Origin of the sequence: Marinobacter xiaoshiensis, from assembly GCF_031631795.1 — a bacterium.
GTDB lineage: Bacteria > Pseudomonadota > Gammaproteobacteria > Pseudomonadales > Oleiphilaceae > Marinobacter > Marinobacter xiaoshiensis.
In genome coordinates this window covers 452,071-469,799 of sequence record NZ_JAVMBO010000017.1, presented here as the reverse complement: position 1 = coordinate 469,799, position 17,729 = coordinate 452,071, and the positions used below count along the sequence as shown (strand labels likewise).

The 17,729-nt window shown below is 50.8% G+C and carries 11 protein-coding genes; 1 reads left to right on the top strand and 10 read right to left on the bottom strand.

Translation table 11 applies throughout. The features are described from left to right. The first annotated feature begins 29 nt into the window (after nt 1-29). Complete coding sequence (locus RKA07_RS14000) at nt 30-2,033, top strand: hypothetical protein (RefSeq protein ID WP_310966610.1); 2,004 nt, start codon at nt 30-32, stop codon at nt 2,031-2,033. 18 nt (nt 2,034-2,051) lie between these two features. Here the strand turns inward: RKA07_RS14000 and RKA07_RS13995 are convergent, their stop codons facing one another. The 10 genes from RKA07_RS13995 to RKA07_RS13950 all read right to left on the bottom strand — a co-directional run bounded on the left by RKA07_RS13995 (nt 2,052) and on the right by RKA07_RS13950 (nt 17,710). Beyond that, nucleotides 2,052-2,900, bottom strand: coding sequence for a hypothetical protein (locus RKA07_RS13995; RefSeq protein ID WP_310966609.1), 849 nt, complete (start codon nt 2,898-2,900; stop codon nt 2,052-2,054). A gap of 136 nt (nt 2,901-3,036) precedes the next feature. Further along, complete coding sequence (locus RKA07_RS13990; RefSeq protein ID WP_310966608.1) at nt 3,037-3,888, bottom strand: hypothetical protein; 852 nt, start codon at nt 3,886-3,888, stop codon at nt 3,037-3,039. Further along, nucleotides 3,885-5,675 carry an AAA family ATPase gene (locus tag RKA07_RS13985; RefSeq protein ID WP_310966752.1) on the bottom strand — a complete coding sequence of 597 codons (1,791 nt, stop codon included), beginning with the start codon at nt 5,673-5,675 and terminating at the stop codon, nt 3,885-3,887. Before RKA07_RS13985 ends, RKA07_RS13990 begins: the two co-directional genes overlap by 4 nt. Before the next feature lies 1 nt (nt 5,676). Then, nucleotides 5,677-7,683, bottom strand: coding sequence for a restriction endonuclease subunit S (locus tag RKA07_RS13980; RefSeq protein WP_310966607.1), 2,007 nt, complete (start codon nt 7,681-7,683; stop codon nt 5,677-5,679). After that, nucleotides 7,683-9,461, bottom strand: a complete 1,779-nt coding sequence (locus tag RKA07_RS13975; RefSeq protein ID WP_310966606.1) for a class I SAM-dependent DNA methyltransferase — start codon at nt 9,459-9,461, stop codon at nt 7,683-7,685. Before RKA07_RS13975 ends, RKA07_RS13980 begins: the two co-directional genes overlap by 1 nt. Before the next feature lie 48 nt (nt 9,462-9,509). Then, entirely contained in the window at nt 9,510-11,933 is a 2,424-nt protein-coding gene (hsdR, locus tag RKA07_RS13970) for an EcoAI/FtnUII family type I restriction enzme subunit R (RefSeq protein WP_310966605.1), read from the bottom strand. A gap of 368 nt (nt 11,934-12,301) precedes the next feature. After that, nucleotides 12,302-13,051 carry an endonuclease NucS domain-containing protein gene (locus RKA07_RS13965; protein WP_310966604.1) on the bottom strand — a complete coding sequence of 250 codons (750 nt, stop codon included), beginning with the start codon at nt 13,049-13,051 and terminating at the stop codon, nt 12,302-12,304. 65 nt (nt 13,052-13,116) lie between these two features. Beyond that, nucleotides 13,117-13,719, bottom strand: coding sequence for a PIN domain-containing protein (locus RKA07_RS13960; protein WP_310966603.1), 603 nt, complete (start codon nt 13,717-13,719; stop codon nt 13,117-13,119). Nucleotides 13,720-13,900: 181 nt separating this feature from the next. Next, nucleotides 13,901-16,597, bottom strand: a complete 2,697-nt coding sequence (locus RKA07_RS13955) for an ATP-dependent DNA helicase (protein ID WP_310966602.1) — start codon at nt 16,595-16,597, stop codon at nt 13,901-13,903. 222 nt (nt 16,598-16,819) lie between these two features. Next, nucleotides 16,820-17,710, bottom strand: coding sequence for a recombination directionality factor (locus RKA07_RS13950; protein ID WP_310966601.1), 891 nt, complete (start codon nt 17,708-17,710; stop codon nt 16,820-16,822). Nucleotides 17,711-17,729: the final 19 nt, after the last annotated feature.

Below are 17,729 nucleotides of genomic sequence, written 5' to 3'. Positions count from 1 at the left end.
CCCCTCAAAAAAACCAAAGGACCTCTGAAGTGGCTTCAATTCCGCCGATGGAATCGGTTTTGGCTTTCCTTAGGCAAGTATTTCAGGCCGGCCCACCTGACAAAAAACGCAAACAGCTGGAATCGTTTCGCAAAGGCTTTGATTACCAGCTCAAAACAATCCAAGACTACACGGATGACATTCTGAAGGCGCTCGGCCTTAATGCTGATCAGAGAAGAGATGCAAGAATAAACTTTGCGCGGTGGGAGACCTTGAACGGTTTCCTGGAAAGAAATACCTGGGTTGGCCAAGCTGATATGCGTCAGGTTCTCTGGATGCTCTCTACCCATGTGTATGCTCCCGGACTTGCCCGTCACTTGGCTTTCTGGGACTACCAAGCTCGAACCGACGAGGGGATGCCGGGAGGCGAATTTTGGTACCTACCCTCACCATCGGTCGAAAATCCTGCAGAACTTACGATGCCAGTTCAGAAGACGCTGGAGTGGCTACTTGATCTCATGGACTATAGCATCAACGATCTATCAAGGATGCTGGCAGAGTCGAATACTGTCTTCAGCAAAGATGGAGAGGCTGTTGCTGATTTCAAATCCATTCAAAAAACCCTTAACAGCTGGTTCACCGGCGTCCCGACTCCGGAAATGAATACCATCGAGGCCTACTTCAATGACGCTTTGTTACTCCAGTTTCCGGGCGGTTTGGAGCGAAACAAAAACCTTAACGCTGACGAAAAACTGACTGCATTTGTAGACTTTGTTCGTCGTAAGGGGCTGTCGGAAACAGAACTCAGCCGCCAAATCCCCATCGGTGGAGCCAAGGGCGCTGAGCTGTTGATGGCTGGCAAAGCCGATGACGAAGGTAAAAAGTATGCGTATTCACTGCTCTGTGATCGATATGCGACACCTTCAATTGCCAGGGTACGCCATAGACTTCGCATCGCCGCAGCGGCGCAAGATACTTACAAACGCTTGTATCAAACCTTACATGGCCGAGAGGGCAACCTCCTTGGGACCTGCCCAAATACAAATAAGGCGTTGCAGGTGTTCATGATTTTCCAGGACATCTACAATCTGACCATTGAATGCTGCGACCAAACGACAACGGAAAATGAAGAAAAGTCACTGTTTGCTCAACGCCTTCAGAAAAGGCGACCTCTCCACGCCTGCACTACCTATCTGGCAGTTCTTTCATTTGACTCAGCCATACAGCAGCTTTCGAACCGACTAAACCAGTACTTTATAAAAAGCCTTCCAGGAGAACCACTCGAAGACGAAGCCCCCCTCAATTCTCCGGAAAATGAGCTCAATAAATCGATTGTTTCAAAAATCGAAACTCTGGAGGCAATGGCAGAAGTAGAAAAGCAGACCGAAAGGTTGTTGAGCGCTCAGAACTGGGGCCAATTACACAAAGCCATACCCGAAACGAACAACTGGGTCGCCCTGAACAATTTAGCTTCGATAGATGGCGTCAATTTAACGGCCAGAATGGCAGCGGCGACCCGGATGATACAGTTAGCCGATTCGAGCACAAAAAAGGTGTATAGCTACATCTGTCTTCTGGGTCAGTTCCTAAACGATCCGGATAAACGTAGCCGCCCCGGCAATGCGGAGACGATAGTGGAAGCGCTTTTAAAGAGGCTCCGTACGGCATCTCCCTCAGACCGCTTCGATGCATTCATCCTGCAATTCGAGGCAAAACACGCCTTGTCGCAAAACGACTTTTCCACAGCCAAAGAAAAACTCGACCTGGCGCTCGATTGTTGCCGAGTCAACGGGTTTGGTGAACTGCGAGGAGAAACTGCGAGGGACGCGCTCGCTGTCTATGCGGGCATGAAACCAGCCGGATTCAACGCAAAAGCATGTGAGAAATACAAACTGTTATTTCTCCGCTATGGTGGCGCGGAGTGGCCAGTTACAAGCATTCCGGACACGCAAAAGATGATTGATGGCGCCATCGAGTACTTTTGGCATTACTTATATCAGCCATACCAGGGCTATGAGAGGCTGAATCCCGGTACGGTGAGTGCATCTCAATGAGGTAATATAGTCTTCTGCCTAGCTTTGCGACCATTCCGCCCAACCAAGCGAGATCAGAACTTCCGCTACGGCTCCCACCGCCAATTCTGCCTGCCGATCTGACATCGGAGGATAACCAGATTCTGCTGGCTTTGCCCGCGCATGTAGCCTGCTGACCGTATGCGCCAGATTTGTAACAACCGTTCGCTGGTTGTTGTTAACATTAGCATCGTACTTTTTGATCAAATGCCCCAAGTCTTTGTCTGTGATGTTTAGAGCAATAGACAATACTTCGGTCAGTGCATCCCTACAGCGGTCTATCACAGAGGCAGGAGGTGACGAGCGGTAGCCCATCGCAACGTCATTCAAAGCCGTCTCTAAACGTCTGAGATTGCCCTCATCAATCGCGCTCTTTTTCAATCGAGGCAGAAATCCAAATTGCGGCCGCATCTTTATGGTAAGCAGTTCCTGACCAATCGCATCTGGTTCAAAATGGACAAGTTCGCCAACCGTAAAATTCGACTCTCCACCAAATGTGAAGAGGACTTGGCTTGGTAGGCTGCCTCCCAAAACGCCCAGGAACCCCTGATATTGAAAACCGATTAAATTCACTTCTTGATTAGGAGGATGGCCCCAACTCTGCGGCTGGGAGTCCATTCGGTGCCACACGTAACCACGCCTTATTTGAGTCACGGGATCGAATGACAGCTCCTGAAAAACATACTCAGAAATAGAAAACGAATCGATTTTGGGGCCAGAAATAGTCGCTGGGAACCTCCCATAAACTTGCACGGGGAAAACTGAAAGCTGTTGAGAGTTTTCAGGATGGCGGTCTCGGCTCCCTATGTATATATCTCCAGTGTCCCTATCAATACCCAGATTCCTCAAACCTCCTCCCCCTCACTCACAAGAATCTCACTCGAAAATTCGGACGTCTCTCATACTCGATTTTTTTGCACTATCAGTAAACACAAAAAAGAAATCACTACTGAAGCATTGAGAGAGCCTGCGGCTTTCTCCGCTGTTATCCCAACAACCTCAAGAGACGCGGGTCATTGCGAAAAAGAACACAACACCTTGCGACAGAAGACAGCTCCGCATCCGGTTTAGAGAGAATCAAAATTTCGCGAGCATACCCCTTGACTCTTTCATGAGCTGCAATGGAGTACCGTGTTTCGGAAAGAGCCTTCCGATAGCCATTGATCAGCCTATTCACGCGCTGCCAGATCTTGCGACGTTCCTCAGCTAATGCTTGATGCTCTGTCAATTTCAATCGATCAACAGTACGCCTCACTCGAATCTCCTCCCAACGCTCTATACCAGGTGCAGGTACAGCTTTGCCCTCCTCGTCGAATGCCAGCAGCGTAACGTCGTGAGCATTAGTTGGATCGAGGAAATGAGGTAGTTCATCACCCTCACATCGTCGTGCATACGACGAGCACGGGGAACCGTATCGTAGCGGGAACCATGTACCCTTCTTTCGATTCGGCACTGTACCGGCAATCCGGAAATTCATATAGTCAAAGGCCAACCACCAATATCCATCTCTCTCTGGTCCTTTGACACCACGGGCGGCCTTTTTGGGTCGGAAGTGCTCAACGTCAAGGTGCGAGGCAATATCTCTCGCCTCAGTAAACCAACACTTTCCGCGGGAAAGCGCTAACAACCAGGGTTTCAACTTGCCCCAGTGGTCACTGTGTCTATTAATAAACTCGTTGCGCCCGGTAATATCTCCAGCTGCATTCAACTGAGCCAGCGTTTCGACAAAGTGCTCAGATTCCGCCAGCCACGCATCCCAGTCGGCTTGCCCCCATCGGACCTCGTCTCGCAAATCCGCGTCGGTGGGCAGCTTGTTTTCGAGGTCGATGAAAATCACTTTTCAGCCTCCTCCCGCAGAATATCGCTGATTATTTCATCCGCGATACGGTCCTCCTCGGCTTGCTCTTCCGGTGAGAGTGCCGGTTTATGGAAGTGAGTATGTTTCGCCATCCTGCGGACAAACTTGGCGTATTGCGGGTCTTTGAAATCCGCATTCGAAAATCCCAAATCAGCAAGCTCAGCACTCAATCGCCGAAGCTCTTCGTCTTGATCAGGATTGCGATCATCCGTCGCAAATAACTCATTTCGCCGGAACAAGCGGCGCTCGGTTTCAGTGTCCAGCGTAGAAGATAGACCGAACAGCTCGCTTTTCAGCAGCCCCGTTACACCCATACCCTGCGGATGTTCGTCGGGCACTTGCACAACACTTTTGCTATCCTGCCGGCGGAGAATATGCACCTGTTCGCGCTTGAGACTGCCTACCATGATCGGGTCGTGGGTGGTAATAAGAATCTGTGATTCACCTGGTACCAGCTTGTCTTTCTCACCGTTTAGTACACCTTCGATGTCATCGAAATAGCGTAGTTTCCAGATTGGGTTCAAATGGGTATCTGGCTCATCAAGGAGAAACAAACACTGATCCTCCCGAGTGATGCGCATAAGGCCGAGCACAGTAAGCATCTGCATTTCACCTTCGGAAAGCTGGGCAAAACTTACTTCTCCCCCTTGCCCGCCGCGCTTTTTGACGGTGATCCGCACTTCGTCGATCAAATCACCAATATAAGCCCCCTCTGCGTATCGGAAAAAACTATCTGTTCCACCGACAAGATCGCCTAATTCCTTGAGCTTTACGTGATTAGGAACATATAGATAGAGCTGCCTCTGCTTCTCAGTGCGGCCACGAAAATCGATCTGCTTGCTAACTTCCTGTTCGATGGGAGCCCAGGAAACTTGCCAAAGCTTATCGAGAAATTCACTTACTACATCCCCACGCGCATACCAGAAACGGGGATCGCCCTCATACAGTTCTTGTTCGTCGAACTTTCCACCTCGACGCTTTTCGCGCAGGCGATGTGGCTCTTTCAAAACGAACAGCGCAGATTCCAAGGATTCGATGTGCAGATTTTCGAGGACTTTCTGAAATATCGGGTCTTCAGACAGTAAACAGGCCAATAACACCAATTGACTGTGACCACCACGGCAATAGAACAAACGGCGCAAGCGGTCGTCGCCCGCCTTCTTAAACTGCGACTCACGACGCCGCTTGGCCTCCTCCAACGCGCGAATATCCGCCTCGGAGCCGGTAAAGTTCTCTAGCAATTGCTCAGGAAGCACTTCGTCCGTTGTGATTTCCTGAAGCCGGTTAAAGCGTCGTTGGTGCTCCTGAAACAGCGCCTCGATGCGCTCGTTTCGTCCAGAGTAGTAGGCAAATATATGGGTCGGAAGTAGGCGTGGACCGCGACGCCGGTCCTGTGGTTCTTTATCCTGAGGGTCGTTTTTTATTAGATACGCCTGATTAACACGGTCGCCATCCACCCAGACATAAGGTCGCTTCTGCTTTGATGTGTCCGCCTCAATGCGGACTACATGGCCTCGTATACTGTATTCGAGCGTGTAATCGAAAGCCGCTTCGCGGTCCAGATCCACGTCTCGGAAGATGATGATCAGCGCTTCGAGCAGATTAGACTTTCCCGTGCCATTCTGGCCGATCAATGCGTGACTACGGATGTACTTAGGCGGTGCATCCGAGGGCGAGCCAGGAGCAGGCTGCAACTCGGAATCAAAAGCGATATCGAGATCCCGCAGGTTACGGAAGGCTGAAATATGAAGGTGCCGCAACTGCATATCAGGCACCCACCGTGTCGTTCTGCTTCTCACGCATCTCGCCGGGTGCTGGCTCCAAAATCCAACCGTGGGCAACTTCAGTTTTCAGTTGTGCGTAAAAGTCATCGATCTCACCGCCGAAACGCTGCCATAAATCTTTTGCAGTCAACTCGCCGTTGTTGCGCGCCAAGATGGTCGCCAACGGGGCCTGGTCCCTGATGCCAGGCAGAGTGCCTAAGCGCAGCGGCGCAACCAATTCAGTTTTCGGAGCTTTCATGGGTTCCTCTTCTTGTTCGATGGCGATGCCGGTGAGGGCTGAAACTGTAGCTGCCGCAACCTGCTCCGCCAAGCGCTCACTATTGCGAAGTCGCTCGCAGTAGGCGTCTAAAAGATCCATTAAGCCGTCGATCTTTGTCAGTATTCTCTGTTGTTCCTCGATTGGCGGAAGAGGGATAGTTATTGACCGCAGTTTGTCTTGCGATATGTTCATCTGGCTGTCCGCCATACCGGACTTCAGTCGCTCAACGATGCGACCGGGTTCTCCCGCAGATAGGCAAAGAGAAACGAAGCGAGGATTGATAAGATCGTCAACGATATGAAACCGAATTAACTTGTCCGAAATCATCAACCTCGGTGGTGCAAAGTCCACCACACAGCAAATACCCACGCGGTTCCTTGGGCCTGCGCGGGTGATTAGAATGTCCCCTACTTTAATCTGATACTGGGGGCGAGGATCAAGTGAAGCGGGCAGCTCCTTATGCTCATCAGGAAGAAAACGTAAAACCTGTACAGCAGTTGTTTTCAACACTCCCCATTTACTTTCGTCGCCACGAGCTCTTGGCAAACACGCCGGACTCCAACCAGCATCAATTTTGGAAATCGCCTCATCCAATGTGATGGATTCCCAATGGGGAGGCAACATTGTTTCCTTTAGCTCCTCTGGCTTGACATGTTTTTTTCGCGATACAGAACCGTCTGCGATCCCCTTTTCTTTGGCAGCTAAAATTTTCGCTTTCAGGTATGTTGCCGACTCGTCTAGCTCATCCTGGGCACTCAGATAGCCAGACACAGAGAGGTCAAGAATAGCCTTCCGTAGGTCATCAACATCCTCAGTGGCATTAAATAATTCCCCAATGTTTTCAGCCAAACGGGTCCAGGCAGTTTGTAGTTCGTACGGACTGGTCGCAGTGGCGACCGTTTGTAACGTAGATTGACGGAGGTTGGTTTGCAGCTTACGACGGGCTTGCTGTTGCTCTTCCAGCGTGTCGCACAAGGCCATCATTTCATCAACCTTCGCAACGATCCGAGATTGTTCTTTGGTCGGAGGTAGGGGCACAGCGCGAGTTGCAAAGTAGTTCGCTGGCAAACGCTTTTGTCCGGCAGTCCCTGTCATGCTTTCTCTGCCCTCAACCGTAAAATAGGGTGATCGCAAGAACAGGTAGATGTACCCTGACAGGATACCCGCGTGAATTGGCCTGAATACATGAAGCTCCGTCGTGCCCGCGCCGATTTCATGCTCCAGGTCCTGAACAACAGCTGCCTTGCCATTTTCGAAACAAGGCGTGATCTTAGCGACAACGACATCGCGATTGGCAAAGTGGGTATATCCCTTTTTGATAGTTCCCCACCTACTCGCCTCGGGAGCCAGTTGGCCCTTGTGGGCTTGCGATAAGCCACTCATCGGAATGAAAGAAGCTGCCGCATCGTCAGGTGCATCGTTTCTCGGGTTTACTTCGCCAATATCAATGAGGCGAGTCCAACACCAAGTTTCGGGCAGTTGGATTGTTCTCGGCAAGTCTATTGCCTCGCTCTCCAGCTTCGGCAAGCGCTTGTATGATTTTTCCCTGATCAATCGATTCTTTGTGGCAGCTACATCAGCGAGAAGTACACGCGCATCACCGTCAGTCTCTAATTGCTGCGTGAGCGCGCCAGTAATAGCAAGCTGGTAAATCATTTCGCGGAGCTGCCCGATACCTCCCGGCGCCTCCACAAAGTGCCTAAGCTCTGCCAAAAATTGCTTCGCATCCATCAGGCTTCCTCGCCTGCGAAATGATGCGCCAATGCAGCAGCCAGTTCACTCTTAAGCTGATTTTCGGTCTCTTCAATTTCACCCAATATTCTTTTGTACTTTTCCAACAGCAGATCAGGATCGTGATTTTCTTCTTCCGGAGCATTGGGATTTTTGATGTCCAGGTTAAAAATAGGCCAGTAAATTCGATCGCCAGTCGCTTGGGCGTCGCGCGCTTGCAACCGCAACGGCTCAGCTTGGGCGCGGAGGTCAGCAATTTGGGCTTCAACCTTAGCTCGGTAGCCTGCGTCAGTACTGCCAACCAAGCTTTTTCGCAAATCGCTAGCTTCACCTTCCAGCGAGGCGGCCTGGTTATTCAGGTTTTCCGCTCGTTGCCAGTGTGGATGCGCGTCGGCTTCGGCCTGCTGACGCTTTGCTTTGAAATCCAACTTCCAGGCGAACTCGTTTTCCACACGATCAGCAAAGTCGTTGGCCTCCTCGCCCCACCAGTCCTGCTCAGGCTTGAATTCTTCGAACCGAATAGGTTTGGTCTTTGAATAGCTTTTATAGCCATCAGGGTAGGGGTGCTCGTAGAACCAGATGGTGTCTGTGTGGAAGTGCTCCGTGCCATCCGCCACCCTGGTACCCTTGGTGAAGAACAGGAGATTCGTTTTGATGGTGGTGTAGGGCGAAAAAACACCCTTCGGCAGGCGAATGATGGTATGCAGCTTGCAATCGCGCAATAGTAGCTCTTTCAGTTTACTTTTGGTGCCTTCCCCAAAGAGAAAACCATCGGGCAGCACGACGGCCGCGCGGCCGTTTTCTTTGAGCAGTTTCTTGATGATCAGCGCCATAAACATGTCAGCGGTTTCGCGCGTTCTGAGATCCTCTGGATAGTCACCACCGACCGTATCATCCTCATAACCACCGAAGGGCGGGTTTGTAATCAGGCAATCGACTTTGTCGTTTGGGCTCCATTCATTCCACCCGATTCCTAAGGTGTTTTTGTGCTCGATCTGACTAGGTACGTCGATGCCGTGCAAAAGCATGTTCGTAGTGCACAGCAGATGGGGGAGCTGTTTCTTCTCAAAACCTTTAATCAGCGTATCTATCGCTCGCTGATCTTCCGCTCCGGATCTGGTAGTAAGTTGGTTGCGAAAGTAGTCGATGGCCGCGCTCAAAAAGCCACCGGTCCCGCAGGCTGGATCTAGTACCTTCTCGCGCTTTTTCAGGCTAGGGTAAACGCGGTCAACCATGAAGGCCGTTAGAGCTCTTGGAGTGTAAAACTCGCCGGAATTGCCTGCGCCACGCAAGTCGTTGAGCATCTGCTCATAGACATCGCCCAAGCTGGAGCGAATTTTGAAATCATGGAAGTTGATTGCCTCTTCCAACTTTTCGATGACCGCCAACATCTGGGGGCCAGATTTCATGTAGTTGTTGGCGTCTTCAAAGACCTGCTTTATTACTTTGTGCTTCGGACTCTTGCTGGCATCGATCTGGTCTTTGAGCGTCGGGAATAGCTCGTTGTTGACGAAGCTGATGAGCTCACTACCTGGAATTTGTGGCTTGCTCTTGCCATTTGAATCGAGTTTGTAGGCCGCCCAATTGCGCCAGCGGTAACGCTCAGGTAAGGGCGACTTATAGTCAGGATCGTCGTCTTCCCACTCTTCCTCGCGCTGGTCGAAGACCTTGAGAAAGAGCATCCAAGTGAGCTGGCCCAAGCGCTGGGCATCTCCGTCGACTCCGTCATCTTTGCGCATGATGTCCTGAATGGACTTGATGGTACTGCTGAGGTTCATCGTGTTGCTCTCATATCGTAGAACCCAGAGCTGGCATTAATCTGCCGCTCAAGCTTCCTTTTGTTCAGAGTTGTCATAGAGTGCTTGTTCGAGTTCGTGTACCGCCTGGGTGTACTTCTCGACGCTACCGAAGATGCCACGCCTAATCTGGGTTTTACTGCCGAACTGATCGAACGGCGGCAACTCCAGTACCTTAGCGTCTTCAATATCCTGCACTCCGTGATCAGCGAACTTTTCTAGCAAAGCTCCGAGCACCGCACGGGCTTGTTCGCCGTATTTACCAAAAACATTGCGCTTCTTAACATTGTCGGCGCGCTCCCGGCGAGTAAGTGGTTTTTGGTCAAAGGCCACATGGGCGACCAAATCAAAAGCATCAAGTTCGCTGCCGTTGGCCACTGCCTGCTGCAGGATGATGAGCGGAACACCATGCTCAGCCAATTCCTCAAGCACAGCCTGTTTGCGTTCAGCACTTCCCCACCGACGCAGAAAGTCGGACATTGTACCGAACTCGGCTCTAAGCATCTTCTTGATATCGTCCTTGAGCAGAACACGGTAGTCCTCGGTGATCAGCTTGCCGTCAGCGTTGAGGTATTGTGAGCGTTCAACGGCGAGTCGCACATTCACGTCATCGAGCACGTACTTAATGCGGCCGCCTCCGTTGTCCTCGCCGGTTGGGGCGTCGTCGCCACCGATGGGACTGGGGCCGTACGGCGGTGACTCTGGTTCGCAAGTGGTCGGTGGGTTGATATCGTCGGGCGGTATTACAGGGTCACCGGGTTCAGGTTCGTAAATCACCACAGGCTCGCCATCAAAATCCGGGTCAGCGAACAGGCGTGTGGCGCCCTTGAAATCCATGATGGTGAAGTAGAGCTTCTGGTAGTCCTCACGCAGACGAGTACCGCGCCCAATAATCTGCTTGAACTCGGTCATCGAGTTGATGTTCTGGTCCAGAACGATGAGTTTGCAGGTTTTGGCATCTACACCAGTGGTGAGCAGTTTGGAGGTAGTGGCAATGACCGGGAAGGGCTCGTCGTTATCGATAAAGTACGAAAGTTGAGCTTTCCCCTCGTTATCGTCGCCGGTGATGCGCATCACGTAACGACGGTTGCTAGCGGCGGCCGGGATCAGCTTGACCAATTCTTGCCGCATGCGCTCAGCGTGATCCTGGTCGTCACAGAACACGATGGTCTTGGCCATCGGATCAGTGGCTTTAAGGTATTCCCAAACTTTGCTGGCAACCAGTTGGGTGCGTTTTTCCAGCACCAGAGTGCGGTCGAAATCCTTGGTATTGAACTGGCGCTGCTCTACCGCCTGACCATGTTTGTCGACCTTGCCTTTCTCGGGCGTGTACCCGATCGCATCCAAATCCGTTGCAATACGGATCACCTTGTAGGGCGCCAGAAAGCCGTCTTCAATTCCTTGCTTGAGCGAGTAGACGTAAATCGGGTCACCAAAGTACGTAATGTTGCTAACCTCTTTGGTTTCCTTTGGCGTGGCAGTGAGGCCTATGTGGGTAGCACTGTTAAAGTATTCGAGCACCTCACGCCAAGCGGAGTCATCGGCGGCACTGCCGCGGTGACACTCATCAACGACCACCAGATCGAAGAAATCTGCCGGAAACTGTTTGTAGATCTGTTTCCACTCTTCTTTACCTGTTACCGCCTGGTACAAGGCGAGATAGATCTCATAATTTTTCTTGATCTCGCGATTGGTCACTTTGTGCATCACTTCGCCAAATGGGGCGAAATCTTGCTGCATCGTCTGGTCGACAAGGATGTTGCGGTCTGCCAAGAACAGGATGCGTTTTTTTGCCTTGGCCTTCCACATCCGCCAGATGATCTGAAATGCCGTATAAGTTTTGCCTGTGCCTGTGGCCATGACCAGCAGTACGCGCTGCTGGCCTTTGGCTATGGCTTCCACGGCACGGTTGATAGCCACGCGCTGGTAGTAGCGGGGTTCGCGACCACTGCCATCCGTATAGAGGGGCTGTTCAATGAGCTTGACCGCTTCTGGCGCTGACAGCCCTTTCCATTGTTGGTATAGCGGCCAAAGATCTTCCAATGCCGGAAATTCGCCGAGCTTGAGCTCGCGCTCGGTGGGCTGCGTGATGCCGGTTCGGTCGTGGATCAAGAAGCCATCGCCATTGCTGCTAATGGCAAAAGGGGCGTCAATCATTTCGGCATAGGCTAATGCCTGCTGCATGCCATGCCCCACAGAGAATTTCGCTTGCTTGGCTTCCACAACGGCGATAGGAACACTCGGCCTTGCGTAGAGCACAAAATCTGCCCGTTTGGGGCCGCCTTTGGCATCGGGGTTCTTGATGCGCGCAGCGAGCTGGCCACGCACCATGACCCGACCGTCAGTGAGTTTCACCTCCTCGCGGAACTGATGATGCTGCCAGCCCGCCTGCTGAATAGCCGGCGTAATGAACTTGGTGCAGATATCGCGCTCACTGAGCTGGAATTTATCCATGGCTGCCATTCACTCCTTGACAGTGTTCTTATTCTTCGTCGGCGCCGATAGCACAAACCCCAGTGATCGACCTCCAAGAATTGAGAGGTCCGAAGTCGCGCAATATTCGGCCGCTTCAACGGCGGTGAATCAAGATTAGGCGCTAATTACACTGGCGCTGAGTTTGAGACCACAAAGTGCTTTTCGTCCGCCAGCAGTCTAACAAAGGGTGGTTTGGCGGGCCATTCGCGGGGTGGGCGCTCACGCTCGCGAGTATTGATTTGCATTGAGGGCGAAATCGTAATGCAGTAGAGCTCACCATTTAGAGGCTGACTGATGCCAGAAAGCAGTTTAACTTTCCCCCGACCATTACCGCCGCCCCTACGATCTCAGACCCCTCGCGCTTCATGGAGGCTGACCGACAACTCATACTCGAAAAGCTGAACACCCTGCACGCCAGAACAGGCGAGCAACAAATCTTCTGAGATATGTCGGGCAACTATGATGCCTCGAACCGATTGCCCGGGTTCCGCCTGGTTCTTCCGTATCCAGGCCACATAGCGCAGAAGCTGACCGACGACTCTGTCATATCCTTTGGATACTTTTAGCTCTACGACAACGTAATTGCCGTCTGAGTCCGTGGCTAGGATATCGACAAACCTTCCACCCACAGGAAACTCAACGCCGTTAATCCCCTCGTCCTCGAAAAGCGTGAGTCCAGATTCTATGAGATGAAGGTTCTTTGAGAGGTAGTTCTGCAAGTCTTTTTCGTAAGCGAACTCGGGACTCCCCTCCTCTGCCAGCTCTTGAACCTCTTCCTTTACTGCCTGTTCAACGCCATCTCCTGGATAAATCGGTGCTGGGTCGTTGTGGCGCTGATATAAACGAAAATGCTTTGGGTCCACCTGGAAGAACAGATCGTCCTCTCCGGGCTTAGCCCCGTAATGAACTCGGCTTTTCGAGTTGACCGACATTCTAAGCAGGTGCGCAGCAATCGTTCCATCTTTGATCTTAGGGTATCGCTCCTTGAACCATGACCGAACTCGATCTCGCGAAATTACGGCATCTGGCTTTAGCTCAATATCATGCACCATGTCATGCATAAGTGAGCGCACTGGTTTGTCATAAAGTGATGCCATACTACCTCTCAGACTTTAAACCTGAAGTGGAATTCGGCCTGACAGCCGTCATCTTAGACAGCTTTTTAGGGCTTGCTCGGTAACTGGTAACTTACCTTCGCCCCATTAGTGATAACGATTTTCTGACGAACGAGTTCGTCCATGATATTCGCCAACTCTTCCTCTTCAAGGTTCTTCATGAATAAGGAGTTCACTGAATTAGAGAGTGTTTTCAGGGCTCTTGGTTTGGCCGATCCGCGGGCTTTAAGAAACTCAACGATGGCATCGATACGCTCTGCCATAGACTTGGAGTTTGCGATCTTCAGAAGTGGAATTTCGGAGATATCCTTTTCTCGCTGAGCGTATATTTTTTTAGTCTTCAGGTGCTTGATCAACGGATCAAAGCCGGTGTCCTTTGAAATCACATGAAAGTAGCAATCGGGATCGTTTGCCGCGATGTTCCCAATGTAGAACGCTATATGGAAGTCCAGAGCGTTCGGTCCATTTCCCTCAATCTTCACGTATTCCGCGTCAGGGCCGAGAGATTGCATTGCACAAGCGAGATCGAACGAAATTTTCACCTGCTTCGAACCAACAAAAACAAGGACTTTAAAGCCATGCCCCTTTAGGAGCTCGAGGTTGTTCGGCTGTACATTTTCAAAGTCGATCAGTACATAATTGGTTTTCAAGGCTACTTCCCCGCTTCCTTGCTGATAATTTGAACAGAAGTTAGGTGGAACTCCATAGGGCTGCAACTCCCTTCAATTAATCAGCAGGTTAGACCAAACCATAGATCGATACCATCTGATCTGACGTGCTCCCCACCTTCTCCAAAGCAACCCCTTCGCAACCAATCTCTGTTGAAGCTTTTCAAACCGGCGCAAGACCGCGACGACTGGCCAGCAGGGTTACGTCTTTTCGATTGACATTGCGCGTGAGGCTATTCAGAACGCGCTGCTGCGTCTCAGGCGTCCAGAAGATCTGCAAGCTCTCCCGGGCCCGCGTTACTGCTGTATAGAAGATGCTGTGCGTGATGTCGTCTTCATTTGCATCGGTAATAACTATTTTTACCGAGTCATACTCAAGGCCCTGCGCTTTGTGGATGGATACCGCATACGCCACCTGAAATGGCACGGTCGTATTCAGTGAATCGTCGTCTTCATCACTAGTGTCTTGCTCATAAACGGAAAACCGCACGATTGAGTCGTCGATCCATTCAAGGTCATCGACGTCATGCACATCGAATTCGCTGAGCGGTCGATCGAGCTCAACATCGAACTCAATCTGACCAGGACCTTGTTCAATTCGGACTATTCTTCCCTTTAAATTGTTGTAGATAACTGGCCGGAACCTTTCAGTCTCGTGAAAGAGAATAGGATCACCGACTTTATAAGTGGAAACTCTCCATGTGGTCGCTGCTCCAGGATTGCTGCTTTGCAGGAACCGATTAATATTGTTGATTCCATAGAGGCCATCGTAATTCAGACACAGAATAATCTCGTCTTGGTCTTGACTCTGAAACAGAGTCTTATCGAGAACGGTCGAATACGAATTATGAGCCATGATTTCGGCGATATCATCGTCGAGATCACGGACCTTTTTCCAGAATTGAAGCAGGGCGCTGTTCTTGGTTCTGAAAGGAGTAGTCAACTCGAAAACCGACGTGCCAGGTATAAAGGAGTCAACGATACCAAACCAGTTACCGAATTGGATCGACTCGATCTGATAGACATCACCTACCAGAACGAGAAGTTTAAATGGAGTTTTTTCAAGCACTTTAATTAGGTCAGCATTGCTAACCGTGCTGCACTCGTCAATTATAAGGAGATCGTACTCTCGATCAGCCGAATTCTTTCGGATGACGCTACTGATTGTCCGAAACTGGGAATTTTGCGCGGTTACCTTTCGTCTTAGGTTGTCGATTGCGGGATTCGTATGCGCAAGGAAAAGTTTCTCCTTGTCGTTAAAATAGTGCGCAATGTTGTCCAGCATTGTGGTTTTTCCGGTGCCAGCGGCTCCATAAATTAGGGCAGCACTAGATTGACTAAACAACTTTTTGAGTGCCATCTCTTTCACAGGATCGTCAATACCACGAGGCGTATTATCTAACCAGCGTTGGACAGCCTGCGTGTATCCGGCGACTCCAGAAGATGCATATTCCTTAAGCTTCTCAATGATGGCTACCGTGTCATTCTCATAACCACGAACGAAAACGTGCCCTTTGTCGATTTCTAACCTGCGCTCAGTATGCTTGTAATAAAGTTTGTTGTTATGCGCGCCAATTAGGCCGCTGACGTCTCCGAACTCCTTCAGGCCAGCTATGGGCGTATAAAGGATTCCGTGACGCTCGACATTATTCTTCACTCGTCGCGCGAGCAGCTCATGGTTCCGGTTTGCCACGTCCAGGCTCTCAACGATATCCCAATAACGAGGATTGTGTCCTGGGAGCGAAGTACAAAATGGCATTGTATCGAAGGGAGTGCAGCCATACCGAAGCCTCAATCCGGAGAGGAGGCCACAGCCTGTCCGCTCATACTGCGACTTAAGAATTTGGTTGTGCATTCGGAGCAACAGATAACGTAGAACGTTGTGACCAGGAGCCGCAGACCTCACAATGCGGCGCACTGAATCCAGCACTGGAAAAATCTGCGGCTTTACTCCTCCAGCCGTGCCTGCCGCCCTAACTGCCGCATACCGTTCGTCCGACATATCGACGAACTCGAGAAGCCCGTCACCCCCTTCCGTTAGGCAACTCATAAGGTAGCGATATTCTGCTAACTTAGTCTGCACCTTAATTGCGAAGCCTAAGAGCAGGGCAAAGTTATTAAACTCGCACGGCCGGATCGAGACTTCCCACCTCCGAATAATTGTGATCGGCATTGTTCGTCCAAGCACTTCAATCGAATCCCGCTGAAGCGTTAACATCGCCGCGTATTTGTCGTTTATGTCGATGTCGGTGAATGCAATTATGCGATCGAATTTGCTCACTTTGTTAACGGCGCGATAAAACGTGACCTCGTAGAAGATGCGCTCGCCAAAGAAGAATGGTCGTGTCTTGTGGATATAATATCGATCACTTGGGCTTCTATTTAGGTCAGTTGAACGTGCCGCTCCAATTCGCGCAGCAATCTTCTCGTGATACTCACGCAGCGATGGGTCAAGATTGATCGGGAAGGCCTCAAGATTTGCAAGCACAGCGATGCCGAATTGATCTCGAAGCAAGCTGCGGGTGCGATGAAGATACTCGTAGTACTTAAGCATCAAACGCTCTGACGTATCTCCATCCATCGTAAAATGGGAAGAACTCTTCTGAATCAGCTTGTGGAATTTCCCAAGAAAATTTAGCTTTGCCTTCCCTCTAACGAACGCGAGTCCGGGCTCAACAGCTAAATAGTTGAAGTCAGCATCAGAAACCCCTTTGTGGAGATAAACAACAATTCCTTCGACGAGGTTTCGTAGTTGGGAGAGGACGTTTTGCGAGAGCAACGTCCTTTGATCACCCAATAATTCAATATTCTGACAAATTACCTGGTCCGCTTGTTGGATCTGCTCTCTGACAGCCGTCATCTATCATTCCTTTTCGACGTTTTGTGGAGACTAGTCGCCCTAAAACCGTTTTTCCAATCCGAGCTCGGCAGCTTCTCGGTTGACCAGAACAATTTTGAAAACCCACTTTTAAGCCAAAGCCTAAGCTAATTTGACAGACCGTATCGGTTTCGTAGGTACACAAAAAAAAAGACCTTAACAGGCTTATTTGTGAGGAGTGGCCTAGAGGCCACTCCTCACAATTCATCCAGAAGCCAAACGTCGAGCATCCAAATCTTCTCTTAGTTTTGACATTATTTCGGAGCTGCTCCGCAACCCTTCATTGGCTCCTGATGAATAGAACTCGTCAATAACCTGATCCATCTCATCTTCATCATACTCAAACAGCGCATTACCGAATCCCCTTGAAGCCGCCCCGTCCAGCGCAGCCTGATCAACGCCTTCTTCTTTGAACTGCCTAAACCTTTCCCTTGCCTCAGCCACCGCTTCCAACAATGACAGCCCCTCCTTGATCACCAAATCCACATAGTAGATCGGCGTTCGGTGACTCTGCGTCGTACTTTTACCCCGTAGCTTCAATTCCAACGGCATGTACGCCAATAGACCACCAGAAACTGCCTGGTAGTAACTCAGCCTGGCCGCAAGGGTTCGGATGCTGTTGTAACCGGTCGTCCGGAAGATGAAGGTGCCGAGATCATCGTCGTCACCGACCTTCACGTTCAGACGGCCATAAGGCTTGCACAGACCACCTTTGCCGAACTCACACAACGTTGGTCCCGGGCATGGCAAAGACTGCACTCCTGATTGCGTCAGGCGCTTACATGTTTCGCCATTACCAACACACATTGGGCGCCCGCTTTTACGGTCAAACATGGTGTACTCGGCGCGCAGGTTGAGATCCGCATCGTTGAACAGCATGCGTACCGGGATGGTTCGCAGTTTTCCGTTTGGAGCATCCTTTCTGAGCTCCTCGTCCAGGGGATGCAAAACCCATCCGGAGTCTTTCTCCTGAATCTGAGAGGTGATGGTGAACTGGTCGTCTTTCTGTGGCAGCCGGATGCCGTTCTTTTCAACGACCCGACCGATGCTAATACGCCCCAACACGGGAGGCGTGATGGCTAAACCTTTAATCATGATGCTTCTCCTCAGAAAA